At 60.5% G+C, this 16,943-nt stretch carries 7 protein-coding genes; all 7 read left to right on the top strand.

The annotated features are described in order from the left end of the window. Window positions 1-2,324: serine/threonine-protein kinase (locus HKN37_02435; protein NNE45499.1), on the top strand; the 2,324-nt coding region annotated here is incomplete at its 5' end. After that, window positions 2,321-5,035 (top strand): protein kinase, encoded by a 2,715-nt coding sequence (locus HKN37_02430; GenBank protein ID NNE45498.1) that lies wholly within the window; start codon window positions 2,321-2,323, stop codon window positions 5,033-5,035. The genes HKN37_02435 and HKN37_02430, both read left to right, overlap by 4 nt. Window positions 5,036-5,127: 92 nt before the next feature. Further along, window positions 5,128-7,866 (top strand): protein kinase, encoded by a 2,739-nt coding sequence (locus tag HKN37_02425; GenBank protein ID NNE45497.1) that lies wholly within the window; start codon window positions 5,128-5,130, stop codon window positions 7,864-7,866. After that, on the top strand, window positions 7,863-10,601 hold the full coding sequence (locus HKN37_02420; GenBank protein NNE45496.1) for a serine/threonine-protein kinase: 2,739 nt from the start codon (window positions 7,863-7,865) through the stop codon (window positions 10,599-10,601). The genes HKN37_02425 and HKN37_02420 overlap by 4 nt, the downstream gene beginning before the upstream one ends. Window positions 10,602-10,605: 4 nt before the next feature. After that, window positions 10,606-13,353, top strand: coding sequence for a serine/threonine-protein kinase (locus HKN37_02415; GenBank protein ID NNE45495.1), 2,748 nt, complete (start codon window positions 10,606-10,608; stop codon window positions 13,351-13,353). Window positions 13,354-13,381: 28 nt separating this feature from the next. After that, window positions 13,382-16,060, top strand: coding sequence for a serine/threonine-protein kinase (locus HKN37_02410; GenBank protein ID NNE45494.1), 2,679 nt, complete (start codon window positions 13,382-13,384; stop codon window positions 16,058-16,060). Continuing rightward, the coding region (locus HKN37_02405) for a serine/threonine protein kinase (GenBank protein NNE45493.1) at window positions 16,057-16,943 on the top strand (887 nt) is incomplete at its 3' end. The genes HKN37_02410 and HKN37_02405, both read left to right, overlap by 4 nt.

Raw genomic sequence — 16,943 nt, 5'->3', positions numbered from 1 at the left:
CGCAGATCGCCGAAGGACTCAAGGTGGCGCACGAAGCGCACGTGGTGCACCGCGACATCAAGAGCGGCAACATCATGCTCACCAAGAAGGGAGTCGCGAAGATACTCGACTTTGGTCTGGCGAAGACAGCGGCATCGACGAAGCTTACGCAGATGGGCTCGACGCTGGGCACGGTGGCGTACATGAGTCCGGAGCAGGCGAAGGGAGAAGAAGTTGACCGGCGAAGCGACATCTTCTCGCTGGGCGTGATTCTGTACGAGATGATCACGGGCCGGCTGCCGTTCAAAGGGGACTACGAGCAAGCGATCGTGTACGGGATTCTGAACGAAGACCCGGAATCCCTGACGACGCTGCGTGCCGGGGTGCCGATGGCGCTCGACGGAATTATCGCGAAGATGCTGGCCAAGGATCCGGATCTGCGGTACCAGCACGTCGATGAGCTGCCCGCCGATCTGAAGGCCATCGATCTGGGATCGTCGATTCAGACATCGAGGATTTCGACGAGCAGATCAACGGTCGATGTAGCCACGGACTCAGCCGTCCAGGGGCCGGCGACGGTTTCGGATGTGGCACCCACCAAGACCTCGAGGAGGCCAGGCTGGATTCTTCCGGCTGTCGCGGTCTTCACTCTCCTGGCGGGAGCAGTAGGAGGCTGGTTGTTGAAGAACCCCGAGGTCGAGTCGCCCCCGATCCGCAGACTCGACGTCGCCATCGAGCGGATGATCGCACAGGACCCGGATATCTCGCCCGATGGCCGGTACTGGGCCTTCGAGACGGCCGACACGGTCGGCTTCACCGGGATCACGATCGTGGATCTCCACGACGGGACGTACTACACGCCCCCGGAGTCGGAGGGCTATGCGTCTCCGCGGTTCTCGCCCGACAGCCGCTGGCTCCTGGCCGGCAACGGTGCCGAGATTGTCAGCATTCTGGTGCCGGACGGTCGCCCGGTACCGCTGAGCGAGCCCGGCGCCGGATTCACCTGGGTCGACGGCAACACAGTCGCCATTACGAGGAACAGTCAGCAGATCATCCTGCACGAGTTGGAGTCACGAGAGTCCCGCGAGATCGATCTCGCGCGATTCGACAGCACCATCAACCGCGCGGATCTTCTCAACCACGTTCCGGGGACTCAACAGATCCTTCTCACCGTCGATCTCCGTGGAGGCGATGCCAATATCGTTTCCTACGACCTTGGTGACGACAGCTACACGATCCTCGCCCGGAACGCATGCTGTGCGCGGCCTATCAGGGACGAGGTCGTCCTATATCACATCGGAAACCGACTCGGTCAGGTAGTGGCGCAGCGCTATGATGCGTCGAACAAGACACTCGTAGGCTCGCCGGCCGACGTAATCGGTTCACAGATGCTGAATCGCTCCTGGGCCGTTGGACACGACGACTCCTTTCTACACCAGGTGGAGGGCGGATTCGACGAGGAAGAAGTGTTCTCGCTCCTGAACACCGCAACGCGCGAATCCCGTGACATGCAGATGGAGCTGGCGAACTACGACCGAGTCTCCTTCTCGCCGGACGGCAGAAAGCTCGCCGTCGAACGCCACGTCGGTGCCACCGGACAATCGATCTACATTGCGGTTTTCGATCCCTCGTCGGGCGTCGAGCAACGGTTGACGTATCAGCACGAGATCAGTCGGGCTCCGACGTGGTCGCCGAACGGCAAGATCTACTACTCGGCAGGACCGGCGCAGGACTCTAACATATACTCGAAGAATGCGGACGGAACGGGACCGGAAGAACTGGTCGTCGAGGACGGGGATTATGCGCACGCCTCTCGTGACGGAAAATGGCTGGCGTTCGCGTCCGGACCTGTCCTGAAGGCGCTCAACCTGGAGACGCAAGAGATCACGCTGATCGACTCGACCTTCTCGCGGCAGGGTGACCCGAAAATCTCACCGGATTCCCGCTACATAGCGTTCACGGCCGACAACCAGACAAGCAATTTCGTATCCGGTGGTCAGCGACTTTTCGTACGGTCATTCCCGGATCCGTCGCTATTCTACGAGAAGGTGACGGAGACCTACGCGGACGACCCCGTTTGGGCGGTCGACGGCTCGGCACTGATGTTCCGAAATCGGGGCCGCGTCTTTCGGTTACCGGTCGACATCACCGGTGTGTTCAGGAAACAGGGTAGTCCGTTACTGCTGTACACGTATCCCGGTGTCAACGTCCGGCTCGATGTAAATGCGGCCACCGGCGAGATGGTAGTCGTGCACCCTCAGTCGGATCTGGACTTCGGTCGTAACACGCGCTTCATCTTTATAGAATCCTTCACCGCCTACCTCGACAAACTTTTCGAACGATGACACCAGGAACGACTATATCGCATTATCGCGTCACAGGCGAGCTCGGCCGGGGCGGCATGGGTGTCGTCTACAAGGCCGAGGACACCAAGCTCGACCGGACGGTGGCGCTGAAGTTATTGCCGCCGCACGCACTGGTTTCCGAGGACGACAAGGCGCGATTCTACCGCGAGGCACGGTCGGCGGCGGCGCTCAATCACCCGAACATCGCGCATGTCTATGAGATCGACGAGGCTGAGGTGACCCCGGGCGACGTGCGTCCGTTCATTGCGATGGAGTACATCGACGGCGAGACCATTGCGGATCGGATTGTGAAAGGGCCCATCCCGTTGAAAGATGCGATCTCCTACGCGTCCCAGATGGCAGAGGGATTGAAGGCGGCCCACCGCAAGGACGTCGTGCACCGCGACGTCAAGAGCGGCAACATGATGTTGACGTCGGACGGTACGATCAAGATTCTTGACTTTGGACTCGCAAAGACGGCGGCCTCGACGAAGCTCACGCAGATGGGGAGTACGCTGGGTACGGTGGCGTACATGAGTCCGGAGCAGGCGCGCGGAGAGGAGGTAGACCGGCGGAGCGACATCTGGTCGCTTGGCGTGATTCTCTATGAGATGATCACCGGCGTGCTGCCGTTTCGCGGCGACTACGAGCAGGCGGTGGTGTACGGCATCCTCAACGAGGATCCGGACTCGATGACGAATCTGCGGGCCGGCGTGCCCATGGCGCTCGACGGTGTCATCGGCAAGATGCTTTCAAAGGACCCGGACCTGCGTTATCAGAACGTGGACGAGTTGCCTGCAGACCTCAAGGCAATCGATCTCGGGTCAGCAATCACGCGTTCGCGGATATCTACGGGAAGCCGGTCGGTGATTGCGGCAGCACCGGCAACCGCCGTAACAAACGTGATTGCAACGGCTCCGGCGCCCGAGCGCAAGAAAGCGTGGTATGCGAATCCCGTGCTGATCGGGGTGGCCGCGCTGGTGTTTGGTGCGGCTATAGGCCTGGTAGCCGACCGCATGTTCTCGAGTGATGCAGAGCAAGTGGGGGCGCTCATGCGATTCCAGATCGATCTCCCTCACGCCATCGAACAACTGATGCCCCAGTGGAGCCCGGACGGCAGCGAGTTGTATTATCTCGCACAAACGGGTAACGACCCCTTACACATTCGTCGATACGTCCTGACCACGGGTGAATCCAGCGCAGTGCCCGGGACGGAGGATGCACGGGATATACACGTTTCTCCGGATGGCCGCTGGCTGGTCTTCTTTGACGGCAATCGACGACGCTACCAGCGCGCTCTTCGATCTGGAGGAGCATTCACGGAGATCCCGGGCGTTGAATCTCCGTGGCAATGGGGCGCCTACGGACGAGACGGGCGATTCTATTTCACCGACGCTGCGAGCGAGCTCGCCTCGGCGGGGGAGTCGGGAGACGTGATTGTTCATACGCAGAAAGACTCAACGGTGAACTGGTTCGGAATTCCGCTCCCCACAGCAGACGGGACAACCGTGTTTTTTTCGCACTGGTCGTCAGCCACTCAGTCGCTGGGCACCTTCCGACTGGCGGACCATGCACCAGGGTATGAGCCGGTTTCTCCACAGTACACCTTCTTGCAGATTCTCGACAACGGCTACGCTCTTGCGCTTCCGTCCGGGTCGACAAGCCAACCTGTGGCACTTGCACCGATCGATCGAAAGACGGGGGAGCTACAGGGACCTGCCGTTCCCGTTGCTCGCTTCAACCCGTGGGGCTACGGGTTGTCGCCGACCGGCCACCTGGTATACCGGGAGCAGACGGACGCCTCCTACGAGTCCGAACCCCTGTTTCGAGTCGGGGACGACGGAAACCCTGTCATCATCTCGGGCACTCCCCAGAACTCCGACGACTTCGCGGCAGCACGTGGTCGCAACCTGGTCGCCATCGAAGCCAACCCCGAAAATCCGGACGGAGAGGATATCTACATTTTGAACCTCGATTCCGGCGTGCAGACGCGGTTGACGCGCGGTGGAAACAATCAGTATGCCGACTGGTCGCCCGATGATCGGTACGTGTACTACCGGAGCATTCCCGATCAAGCTTCGAAAGGGGTCATCATGCGCCGGCGTGCAGATGCCGCGGAACCGGCTGAGCTGGTGCTCGCCAATACTTCGGACTCTGGTGGCGGAGTGTTCCATCCGGCCGTTACCTCCGATGGCTTGCAGTTACTTTTCACGCACAATGTCGGAGAGCTGGGGTCGGAGTTGCACCGCATTGCCCTCGGAGGAACCGTCCCCCTGGATCTTGCCAACGCCGAACGCCTGACGGAGGCTGAAGAGAACGTATTTGCTCCGGACCCTTCACCGGACGATCGGTACGTTGTCTACAGGGCGGGCCAATCCGTCCTTGTCTCGTCGATCGAAGGACAGGGCGAGGTCGAGATCACGAGTGAAGGGGTGGAGCCCATATGGTCGCCGGATGGCGCGTGGATTTACTTCTTGCGAAACAATCAGGAAGTCTACAGGGTGGCGGTTACGACCGAACCTGTCTTCAGCCTTCTCGGGTCCGTAGAGCGCGTATTCAATACAGGGCTTCACCTGCATTTTGATATTGCTTCGGACGGAAGCTTGCTCGTAACCATGCCGGAAGGAGCCAGCCAGGACGCGGGCTCGAAGATCTGGGTTGTCCTCAACCTCGCGGACGAGGCCGAGCGTATCGCACCCAGGAACCCGTGACCAGGCCAACACTCGCCAGTTTCGAATAGACACCGAGCAGAGGCCAGGGCCATGGCTGTGTCCGCCCGATTTCAAATCTTGAGTATTGACGCATGACACCAGGAACGACCATATCACACTACCGAATCACCGGCGAGATCGGGCGAGGCGGTATGGGCATCGTCTACAAGGCTGAGGATACCAAGCTCGACCGGACGGTGGCGCTGAAACTCTTGCCTCCGCACGCGCTCGTGTCCGAGGACGACAAGGCGCGGTTCTATCGCGAGGCGCGGTCGGCGGCGGCGCTAAATCATCCGAACATCGCGCACGTCTACGAGATCGACGAATCCTTTGTCGTCCCCGCGAAGGCGGGGACCTCGCCAGGCACAGCAGAACCTCCGCCCGACGCAGAACGCCGCCCCTTCATCGCCATGGAGTTCATCGACGGCGAGACACTCGCTGATCGTGTTGCCAGAGGTCCCCTGCCGTTGAAAGATGTCGTCTCGATAGCGACACAGATGGCGGAAGGTCTCAAAGCTGCTCACAAGAAGGACGTCGTGCATCGCGACGTCAAGAGCGGCAACATCATGCTGACGAAGGATGGAGTCGTGAAGGTGCTCGACTTCGGCTTGGCAAAGACGACCGCGTCGACGAAGCTGACACAGATGGGTTCGACACTTGGGACGGTCGCCTACATGAGTCCGGAGCAGGCGAAGGGCGAGGAGGTGGACCGCCGGAGCGACATCTGGTCGCTGGGCGTGATTCTGTACGAGATGATCACAGGGCAACTTCCCTTTCGTGGCGACTACGAACAGGCGGTGGTGTACGGGATCCTGAATGAGGACCCCGAGTCGATGACGACGCTGCGGGCCGGGGTACCGATGGCGCTGGACGGGATCATAGGCAAGTTGCTCGCAAAGGACCCGGATCTTCGCTACCAGAATGTCGACGAGCTGCCGTCGGATCTGAAGCGAATCGACGTCAGTGCTTCGCAGACGACGCGGATTTCCACGGGGAGCAGGTCTGCGATAGTGCCGGGGGCTCTGGACGACACGCCCCGTATTGCAGTAGAGGCCGCTGGCTTAGCCGAGACCTCAAAGGCGAAGCCGTGGTATCGTCACCCCGCCGCCCTCACTGCGATCGCCGGTGTACTTATCGTTGGATCCATTGCCGGATTCCTCCTCGGTCGAACGAGTCCCGAACCCGACCCGATCGTTCGCCGCGTCGTAATTCCGGTGGAGACGATCGTGGGCACGGAGTGGCCGGCTTTATCCCCATCGGGTGAATTCGTCGCATTGTCGGGTCGCGATACGACGACGGGAGAACCCGGGGTTTTTCTGTATCACATGCCTACGGGCGACGTGTCGCGCATACCCGGCTCGAATAGTGCGTTCGCCATCAGCTTCTCACCGGACGGACGGTGGCTGCTTTACTCGCTCAACTCCGGTACGTACAAGGTGCTCGTTCCCGACGGCGACCCCATCAAGATCATCGATGGGAGGCGGCCGGCAACATGGGAGTCGAACTCCTCAATCCTGTTCGGCAGGGAAGGCAAGATCTGGAGAGCGTCGGCTGACGGAGGTGAAGAAACCGTCGTCGTGGAACCAGACTCGTCTCTGGGTCACAGAGCGCTGTTCTTGCCGCGTGCAATAATGGGTACAGGACTCGCATTCGCCACGATTGGCATCGATGGAGCCGACGATGCAGCCGTTATTGACCTCGAGAAGGGTGAGTACTCGGTTCCGTTGAATGAAGCATGGTATCCGCGCTACGTGCCAGCAGGCTACGTGGTTTACAATCGTGGAGGCGGCCCCTTCGGGCAGGTTGTCGTGCAGCCGTTCGACATCGGCACGCGTCGGACGACGGGACAGGCTGTGCCCGTACAGATCGGGGAGAGGGGATTCTGGACGTACACGGTCGGGAGCGATGGCAGCTTCGTCTATAGTGACGAGTCATCGGCCTCATCTGGAATGCGGCTGACCTGGCTGCGTCCAGACGATGAGAACAACGCGGCGCTTCCGATTGATCCAGGCGAGTTCGATAACCCGATGATTTCGCCCGACGGGAGATCCCTCGCGATCGGCCTCGATAACGAGTCCGGCGAACAGGAAGACGTATACGTTTATGATCTGGAGACGGGCACTCCGCTACGGCTGAGCTTTGCGGGTGACAGCCACCAGCCCGTATGGTCGGCCGACGGCCGCCACGTGTACTATTGTGGCTCTCGAGGCGACAGACACACCATCTTTCGGAAGGCGGCCGATGGGTCGGGCACGGAAGAAGTCGTGCTGTCGGACGGCGCGCGGCGACCGAGTCTATCTACGGACGGTCGGCTGATGGCCTACGATACAGGCGTTGACGGAGAGGGACGCAACGTATGGGTGATGAATCTCGCGGATTCAACCTCCGCCGAGGTGGCAGGCGGCGAGGGTTATCAGGGGGATGCACACTTTTCTCCGGACGGTCGCTACATCGTATACGAGGATGACCGTTCCGGCGAGATCCAGATCTTCGTCCACCAGGTCGATGGAGACGCCTTCTGGGAAATCTCCGAGGGGTCTGGTCCGTTCTATGATCCACTGTGGTCGGCCGATGGGGAGTACATCTACTTTGAAAGCTTGAACGAGCTTCTCAGGGTCCCGGTGGAGCTTGAGCCTTCCTTCAGGAGGCTGGGCCGACCGACGGGCATTGCCGGGTTCTCATCCGGGATGGATTTTGCCCTCGGTCCGGAAGGTGACGTGCTTATCATGGGCCGCGCAAACGAGTCCGCCGCGAATGCGCTCGGAAGATTGCGGATGGTCCTCAACTGGCCGGAAGAACTCAAACGCATCGCGCCGAGGAGCGAAGGATGAAGCCCGGAACCACCATTTCTCACTACCGCGTCGTGGGCCAGCTAGGCCGCGGCGGCATGGGCATCGTCTACAAGGCGGAGGACACGAAGCTCGACCGCACGGTAGCGCTCAAGCTGCTGCCCCCGCATGCACTGATTTCGGAAGATGATCGGGCGCGGTTTTATCGCGAGGCCCGGGCGGCCGCGGCGCTCAATCATCCGAATATTGCGCATGTGTATGAGATCGACGAATCCTTCGTCGTCCCCGCGAAGGCGGGGACCTCGCCGGGCACAGCAGAGCCTCCGCCGGACCCAGAACACCGCCCCTTCATCGCGATGGAGTACATCGACGGCGAGTCGCTGGCCGAACGCATCGAGAAAGGACCGCTACCACTTGCCGATGTTATCACGATCGCCTCAGCCCTGGCCGACGGCCTGAAGGCCGCGCACGACAAGGAGATCGTGCACCGGGACATGAAGGCCGGCAACGTAATGCTGACGTCAGCTGGCATCCCAAAGATTCTGGACTTCGGTCTCGCCAAAACCACCGCTTCGACCAAGCTGACTCAGATGGGCAGTACGCTCGGAACGGTGGCCTACATGAGTCCGGAGCAGGCGAAGGGGGAGGAGGTCGATCGACGCAGCGACATCTGGTCACTGGGAGCCATCATCTACGAGATGGTGACGGGCCGCATGCCGTTTGCCGGCGACTATGAGCAGGCCGTCGTGTACGGTATCCTGAATCAGGACCCCGAACCCCTGACGTCCCTGCGTACGGGCGTCCCGATGGAGTTGGAGCGTATCGTCAACAAGTGTCTTTCGAAAGAGCGAAAGCTCCGATATCAGCATGTGGATGATCTCGCCTCCGACCTGCTGGCGATGGAGACGCCTGCGGCTTCTCGAATCTCGGTCGCCCCACGGTCGTCAGTGACGGCGGGGCCATCTGGGCCATCTGTTGTGGCGACGACTACGAAGCCGTCTCACCTTCACTCCGTGGCTGCGGGAGTACTCCTGCTGCTCTCCGGCGTGGCCATCGGATGGCTGGTGTTTCGGATGACCAGCCCGCGGTCGGCCGTCACCCCTCTCCATGTGACCATTGCCGCGAGCGACGAAGCCGGGTGGCTGAACTATGAGCCCGGATCCCGGCAGATGTCTCTGTCACAAGACGGCACCCGGCTTGTGTACATTGGTTCTCTGGACTCGGGCTTGGAAACGCTCTATATGGTCGACCTCACGTCGTCCGATCCACCGCGACAGCTCGACCACGTCGAACTGGGTTCCGTATCAGATCCCGCCCTGTCGCAGGATGGCGAGTCGGTCGCGTTCGGTTCCTTCGACGGAATCAAGCTGGTCTCGATCAGGGGTGGAAGCCCGAAGACCCTCGGAGATGCTGTCGCTACTCCACCGGGTGTTTCCTGGACGCACGCTGACTACGTGGTCTATTCGCCGAGCGTATCTGACGGACTGTACAGGGTGTCGATCCTCGGGGGTGAGCCGGTCGCACTCACTACACCGGATTCGTCCCTCGGCGAAACCGGACACGTCCGGGGTGTCATGTTACCGGATGGGAAGACCGTTGCCTGCGTGATCCTGGGCGAGAGTCAGCAGCTAGCCCTCATCGACACGGAAACGGGGGACAGGTACACCGTGTCCACGGAAGGAATGTATCCGCAATTTGTGGAACCCGACGTGCTCCTGTACGCGGAGGGGAATTCGCTCTTCGCTGTCAAGGTTGATCTTTCGAATTACACGCTGGGCAGACCACGCCTGATTCTCGACGATGTTGCCGGTCGGGAATCCTGGGGCACGTCCCAGTACACCGTGTCGGGCACAGGATCTATTGTCTACCTGTCGGGCGGGAAAACGCTCGATCGCCGCTTGATACGCGTCGACCTGGAAGGCAACCTCGAATACCTCTCGGATCGAGGACTGGGCATCGATTATTTCACTCCGTCTCCTGCGGGGACTCACGTCGCTCTCGTGCTGTCGGATTCCCGTGGATCGACGGAACTCGGATTGCTCGACGTCGCCACGCGAGACGTGCAGATGCTGGCGCTCGGAGAGGGGAATCAGAACAGTCCGGTATGGTCTTCAGACGGCAAGGTCCTCTATTTTTCGTCCGATCGCTCGGGTCGCGTCGATATCTATATGACCAGGCCGGGCGAGGGGTCCGGACCGGATCTCCTGCTCGCATCCGAGTTCGATGACATAGCGGTGAGCGCGTCCAACGACGGGAAACTGCTGACATTTCTGAGGGACACGCGAACCTCCGACGGCTTGGACTTCTGGATCCTGCCGCTTGATGACTCGAGACCCGCATATCCGTTTGTGCAGGGCCCTTCCGAATATCTGTGGGCGACCCTGTCTCCTGACGGCCGCGTCGTTGCGTACACATCAGACGAGTCCGGACGCATGGAGGTGTATGCGGTGCCGTTCAGCGGTGGTCGAAACCGGGTGAAAGTGTCCCGCACGGGGGAGACGGGCGGCAAGATTGTCTGGTCCTCGGACGGCCGCTACCTGTACTTCGTCTCCGACGGCCGACTCATGCGTTCGACGCTATTGGACGGAGATTTGAGATTTTCGAATCCCGAATCCGTCATGGAGGTCGACGAATTGCGTGGTCGCTGGGTGCGCGGTAACTGGGATTTTGATCCGAACGGAGACGGGATCATTACGCTTACACGACTCGAGCCGTCCGAACTGAAAATGATCGTGAACTGGAAGACGGAACTTGAAGAAAGGATTTCAGGAGAGTAGACGAATGAAGCCCGGAACAACCATCTCTCACTACCGCGTGGTCGGCCAGCTCGGCCGGGGCGGCATGGGTATCGTCTACAAGGCGGAGGACACGAAGCTCGACCGGACGGTGGCGCTTAAGCTGCTGCCGCCGCATGCACTGATTTCGGAAGATGACCGGGCGCGGTTTTATCGCGAGGCTCGGGCTGCCGCGGCGCTCAATCATCCGAACATCGCGCATGTCTATGAAATAGATGAAGCGGAGGCCGAGGGCGAGTCCCGCCCCTTCATCGCGATGGAGTACATCGACGGCGAGTCGCTGGAGGATCTCGTCGCGAAAGGACCCCTTCCGCTGGAGGATGCCATCTCCTACGCGTCGCAGATTGCCGAAGGGCTGAAGGTCGCGCATGAGGCCCAGGTTGTTCATCGCGACATCAAGAGCGGCAACATCATGCTCACCAAGAAGGGCGTGGTGAAGATTCTCGACTTCGGTCTGGCAAAGACAACGGCGTCGACGAAGCTGACGCAGATGGGCTCGACGCTTGGGACGGTCGCGTACATGAGTCCGGAGCAGGCAAAGGGCGAGGAGGTGGATCGCCGCAGCGACATCTTCTCCTTAGGTGTCATCCTCTACGAATTGATCACAGGTCGACTGCCATTCAAAGGGGACTACGAGCAGGCCGTCGTGTACGGGATATTGAATGAGGACCCGGAGTCGTTGACGACGTTACGGGCCGGCGTGCCGATGGCGCTGGACGGGATCATGGCGAAGATGCTGGCGAAGGATCCTGACCTGCGGTACCAGCATGTCGACGAGTTGCCTGCGGACATGAAGGCGATCGATCTGGGATCGAGCGTGCAGACATCAAGACTATCAACAACCACCGCAGCAGCTCGGCCAGTCACGTCGAGCGGTACTGATGCCCAGGCGGCTGAGGCAGCGGTTGTTGTCGGACGAAGTCGTCCGAGGGCTGTAATTGCCGGGCTCGCTCTGCTGGTGGGACTACTGGTCGGAGCGGCGGGAGTCTGGTTGCTCAGGGGAGATTCCGCCGAAGTTGAGAGATCCGTTAAGCGACTGACGCTCCCAAGTCCGGAAGACGAGCGATTGACGGCACTCGACGTTACTCCCGACGGGGCTTCAGTCGTATATGTCGGACGAACAGGCGACCCCATCCGCGTGCTCGATCTGGATGATGGCTCCGTCAGGACACTCGATGGTACGGAGGACGCCCTCGTGCTGCGCGTCTCTCCCGACGGCAGCTGGATCATGATGACCATGGTCTCTGGCGTGAAACGAGTCTCTCTGTTCGGCGGGAAGCCGATTACGGTAGTCGAAGCGACAACCGAGCCAGGCCCCTATACGGCGTGGGCTCCGGATGAGAGACTCATCTACGAGGACTTCGGAACACTCTGGATCAAGCCACTTGTGGGCGGGTCGCCGACGCAGGTCACCACGCTGCAAGAAGGGGAGCTTGATCACGACTGGCCATTCGTCCTGCCCGACGGGAAGACGATGATCGCGACGATAGAGTACGCCGGAGGATCCACAGGCATCGGAATGTGGGATCTGGATTCGCTGGAGCGAATCGGAGTCCTTGAGCTCGGCGGGTATGCGCCGCGATGGATCCCGACGGGGCACCTGATCTTCGAACTCGAGGGAGAACTCATGGCGGTTCCGTTTGATCTTTCGAAATTAGAGATCGTCGGTGTGCCTGCGAGCCTAGAATCCTCCGTCGACCCGCGGACCTTCGCAGTGTCCTCCGGCGGGACGCTCGTGTCGCTCGAGGCCACGGCCCGCAACGTCCTCGGCGGTTTGAATTCGGTCATAAACAGGCTCGACTTCGGAGGTACCGCCACGTCGCTGCCGTTCGAGGTGCAGAACTACTGGGATCTGCGCCTCTCGCCGGACGGCAGCCAGCTCGCTGTCGAGATCAGCGATCTGGGCGGGACCGGACCCCAGTCCATTCCAGACCAGGACATCTGGGTTCTTGATGTCAAGAGCGGATTCCGGGATCGCCTGACGTTCGATGATAGCGGGGATGAGCCGACATGGTCACCTGACGGCGACTCGTTGCTGTACGTAGATCGAAGAGTGTCCGCTGCTGGAGTTTTGAGCCGTCTCATCGTGCGATCTTCGGATGGGACCGGGAGTCCGAGAACATTGCATGCGGATTCGGTCCGGCTTGAGTATCCCGACTGGTCGTCCGACGGACGTTACGTGGCGTTTACGAAATCAAGCAGCTTTGCAAACCGGCCTGACGGACCTGCGAGCGAGGCCTTGAGAGGTTCGTTCACGGCTGTGACGCTTCTTGACCGTCAAGATGGTACGCTCCGGGTCATCGAAAACGAGGCCACGCGGGGACGATTCTCCCCGGACGGGCGCTTCATCGCATACGAGCATCGGGACCATGTGTTTGCCAAACCAGTCAGCGCGGAGGGGGGAGAGTGGGACGTCTCTGATGGTCCGGGCTCGGCCCCCGAGTGGTCGCGTGACGGCAAGTTTCTGTATTTCCTCGACGGGTCTTCCCTTATGCGTGTCGAGGTCGCCCCTTCCGGGAGTCGGGTTCGGTTTGGAAATCCGGAGGAGGTGGCCCGGACCGAGCGAGCGCGGATGTCTTACACCTTGACGGAGGATAATGCCGGCGCGTACTTCACCGGCCTCCCAACCCTCGGGTCGGACGAGAATGACGAACGCGTGGACAGGTCTGCGCCTCCCGTGAACGTCGTAATCAACTGGTTTGAGAACGTCCGAAAGATGTCACCGAACCAGTAGCGGTTGTGTTCATCACAGCGCCACGCCTATGAACCCCGGAACCATCATATCGCACTACCGCGTTACCGGCCAACTCGGCCAGGGCGGAATGGGCATTGTCTACAAGGCCGAGGACACGAAGCTCGACCGGACGGTGGCGCTGAAGCTGCTGCCGCCGCATGCACTGGCTTCGGAAGATGATCGCGCCCGCTTCTACCGCGAGGCGCGGTCGGCTGCGGCGCTCAATCATCCGAACATCGCGCACGTTTACGAGATCGACGAAAGTGACGTGGAGGGAGAAGGGAAGCGCCCGTTCATCGCGATGGAGTACATCGACGGTGAGTCGCTGGCGGACCGTATCGCGAAGGGTCCGCTCCCGCTACAGGATGCGATCTCCATTGCGACACAGGTCGCGGATGGGCTGAAGGCCGCGCACGAGAAGAACATTGTGCACCGCGACGTGAAGAGCGGCAACATCATGCTGACGTCGGCGGGTGTGCCGAAGATTCTCGACTTTGGCCTCGCGAAGACCGCCGCCTCGACAAAGCTCACGCAGATGGGCTCGACGCTGGGGACCGTCGCCTACATGAGTCCGGAGCAGGCGCGGGGCGAGGAGGTGGATCGCCGGAGTGACGTGTGGTCGCTGGGTGTGATTCTGTACGAGATGGTGTCGGGTCGGATGCCGTTTCTCGGCGACTACGAGCAGGCAACCATCTACGGCATTCTGAATGCAGAGCCCGAGCCGCTGACGGCCGTTCGCACCGGCGTCCCGATGGAGCTGGAGCGGATCGTTTCAAAGTGTCTCGTCAAAGATCCTGGACGTCGTTACCAGTCGACAACCGATCTGATTGTCGATCTGGAAAATCTGGACATCAAGCAGACACGAACGTCCACTGGATCTGTTCAGGTCTCGGGTATCGCCGCAGGTTCGGCGTCGGCTGCTGCGCCAGTTGCAGAGAGACAGTCTTCAACCAGGTCCCGCTTCGGTGTGGCCGCGGCAGCCGTCGGCGTCGTCGGTCTGTTGATCGGGGCTTTCGGTATGTGGCTGCTCAGACCGGCTGCACCTGCGATGTCATCTTCCGTCGTGACCGATCTTGTGCTTCCGGATGGAGTCGTTCTGGAAGCGTCGCTTACGGCTCCTCTTCAGCTTGACCGCGTCGCGCTCTCGATAGACGACAGCGGCAAGAACGTAGTGTTCGCCGGTGGCAGCAACGGGACGACGGATCTCTATCTTCGGTCGCTCGAATCAGGGGAGACAACCAGGCTGGAAGGAACGCAGGGCGCGTACGGTCCCTTCTTTTCACCCGACGGCCAGTGGATCGGATTCTTCGTGGGTACCCGTCTGAAGAAGGTGTCCGCTGACGGCGCAACGGTCGTCGATCTCGCGGAGGCCGCCCTTCCCTACGGCGGCTCGTGGGGTGACGACGGACGCATCGTGTATTCAACCAACGAGGGCGAGGCACTTGCGGTGGTAGACCAGAACGGGGCAAACCGCCGGATTGTCTCCGTGGATGTCATAGGTGAAATGGGACAAGTCGCCCATGTTGGTTCGGGTGGGCAGGTTCTGGTCGCTACGCGTGGACTGGTGGCTGTTGATGTGGATTCAGAAGAGTCGCGCGACCTCGGCTTAGAGACCGCGAACATAGCCCTTTTGGATGACGAAACACTGCTGGTGCTCCGCGAAGGCCAGTTGTTCGCGATACATTTCGACGCTAAACGTCTCGAATTGGTTGGCGATCCTGTTCAGATTCAGAGCGGCGTACTCCATGAGATGTTCGCGCAGTACGCCGTAAGCAACTCGGGAACGCTCGTCTATGCCCCCGGGCCGTGGCTGGGCGAGGACCGTCTTGCATGGCTGTACGAAGACCGTCGCATCGAGACCATTCCGCAGTTCGATGCGCAGATATACGGCGAATTCAACCTGTCGCCATCTGCCGACCGCATCGCAATCTCGGTATTAGAGCGTCCGTTGCGGACACTGTGGGTCTACGACTTTCAACGCGGGAGCCGAATACGCCTGACATCGGAGGGCAATACGGCGTTCAGCAGTTGGACTCCGGACGGCCGTGCGGTTGTCTTCAGCACTCGCATAGAGTCAGGTGACTTTATGATGACGCGGTCCGCAGAGGGTATCGGAGCCGTGGATACGCTGGCTACGGGTCTTGTCACTCCGGCGTGGGTCACCCCGGATGGCAATAGAGTGGGAACGGTTGTCAGCGGGCCCAACGGGATTCCTGATATCGTTATCCAGGATTTCGCACGCAACGCATCGACCGAACCGGTCACTGCAGAGCCGACAGCCACCGAGGTGCTGACTGACATCTCTGCCGACGGCCGCTTTGTCGCCTACACCTCCGACCAGACCGGAGACTACCAGGTCTATGTTGAACCGTTTCCTCCCACGGGCGAACGCTGGCAGGTGTCAGTCGCCGGCGGAGAGGAGCCGCGCTGGACGAAGGACGGCGCCAGACTGTTCTACCGGGTCGGAGACTATCTTATGGGTGTCGATGTTGAGTACGCCGGTGGAACGCCCCGCTTCTCGGTTCCGGACACCCTGTTCGTCGGCAAGTTCACGAACGTCCCCGGGTATTCTTACGACTACGACGATCGCAACAGGAGGTGGCTGATCCTTCGTCGTTCCGAGACCCGACCTGAGGTCCGTCATCTAAAGGTTGTGTCCAATATCAGGACGCGCGTTGACGCCGCGATGAATCTGCAATCGAAATGATCGGAACCACCATATCCCACTATCGCATCGTCGACGAGCTGGGCCGGGGCGGCATGGGGATCGTATACCGAGCCGAGGACACCAAACTCGATCGGACGGTCGCTATCAAGTTTCTGCCGCCCAACACGTTAGGGTCGGAAGAAGAGACGGCTCGTTTTTATCGGGAGGCGAAGGCTGCCGCTGCACTGCATCATCCGAATGTCGCGACGGTCTTCGAAATCAATGAAGCCCCCGGCGCGAGCGGCGAGCCGCTGCTCTTCATTGCGATGGAGTTCATTGACGGGGAGTCGCTTACCGATCTGATCGCCCGTGGCCCAGTGCCCGCCGAAGAGGCTGTCGCCGTCGTTGCACAGATCGCTGATGGTCTGGGTGCCGCACACGACAAAGGAATCGTCCATCGCGACATCAAGCCGGCGAATATCATGATGTCGTCGGATGGTCGCCCGAAGGTTCTTGATTTTGGTGTCGCCCGACTTGAGCGTGAAGCCACCCTGACACAGACGGGCTCTACGATCGGGACGACCGCCTACATGAGTCCGGAGCAGATCCGCGGAGAACCCGTCGACAAGCGATCTGATCTATGGTCGCTCGGTATCGTCTTTCATGAGTTGCTCACGGGGTTCCGCCCGTTTCAGGGAGACTATGAAGCGGCGATCACGTTCGCGATCATGAATCAGGAGCCGACACTGTCGGAGGATGTTCCCGATAATCTCCTGTCGGTGCTTCGAAAACTGCTCGCTAAAAACGCGGACGACCGTTACCAGAGCGCGAACGAACTGGCCGTCGATCTGAGAGCAGGGACTGTGACCGTCGCGGCTCCGTCTGCGACGACTGTTTCGGGTAAACCACCCGCGCGACCAACACTGTCGCGCAGAACATTGAT

The organism is Rhodothermales bacterium, assembly GCA_013002345.1.
Lineage (GTDB): Bacteria > Bacteroidota > Rhodothermia > Rhodothermales > JABDKH01 > JABDKH01.
The sequence above is the reverse complement of the archived record's forward strand: the minus strand, read 5'-3'. Positions and strand labels throughout refer to the sequence as shown.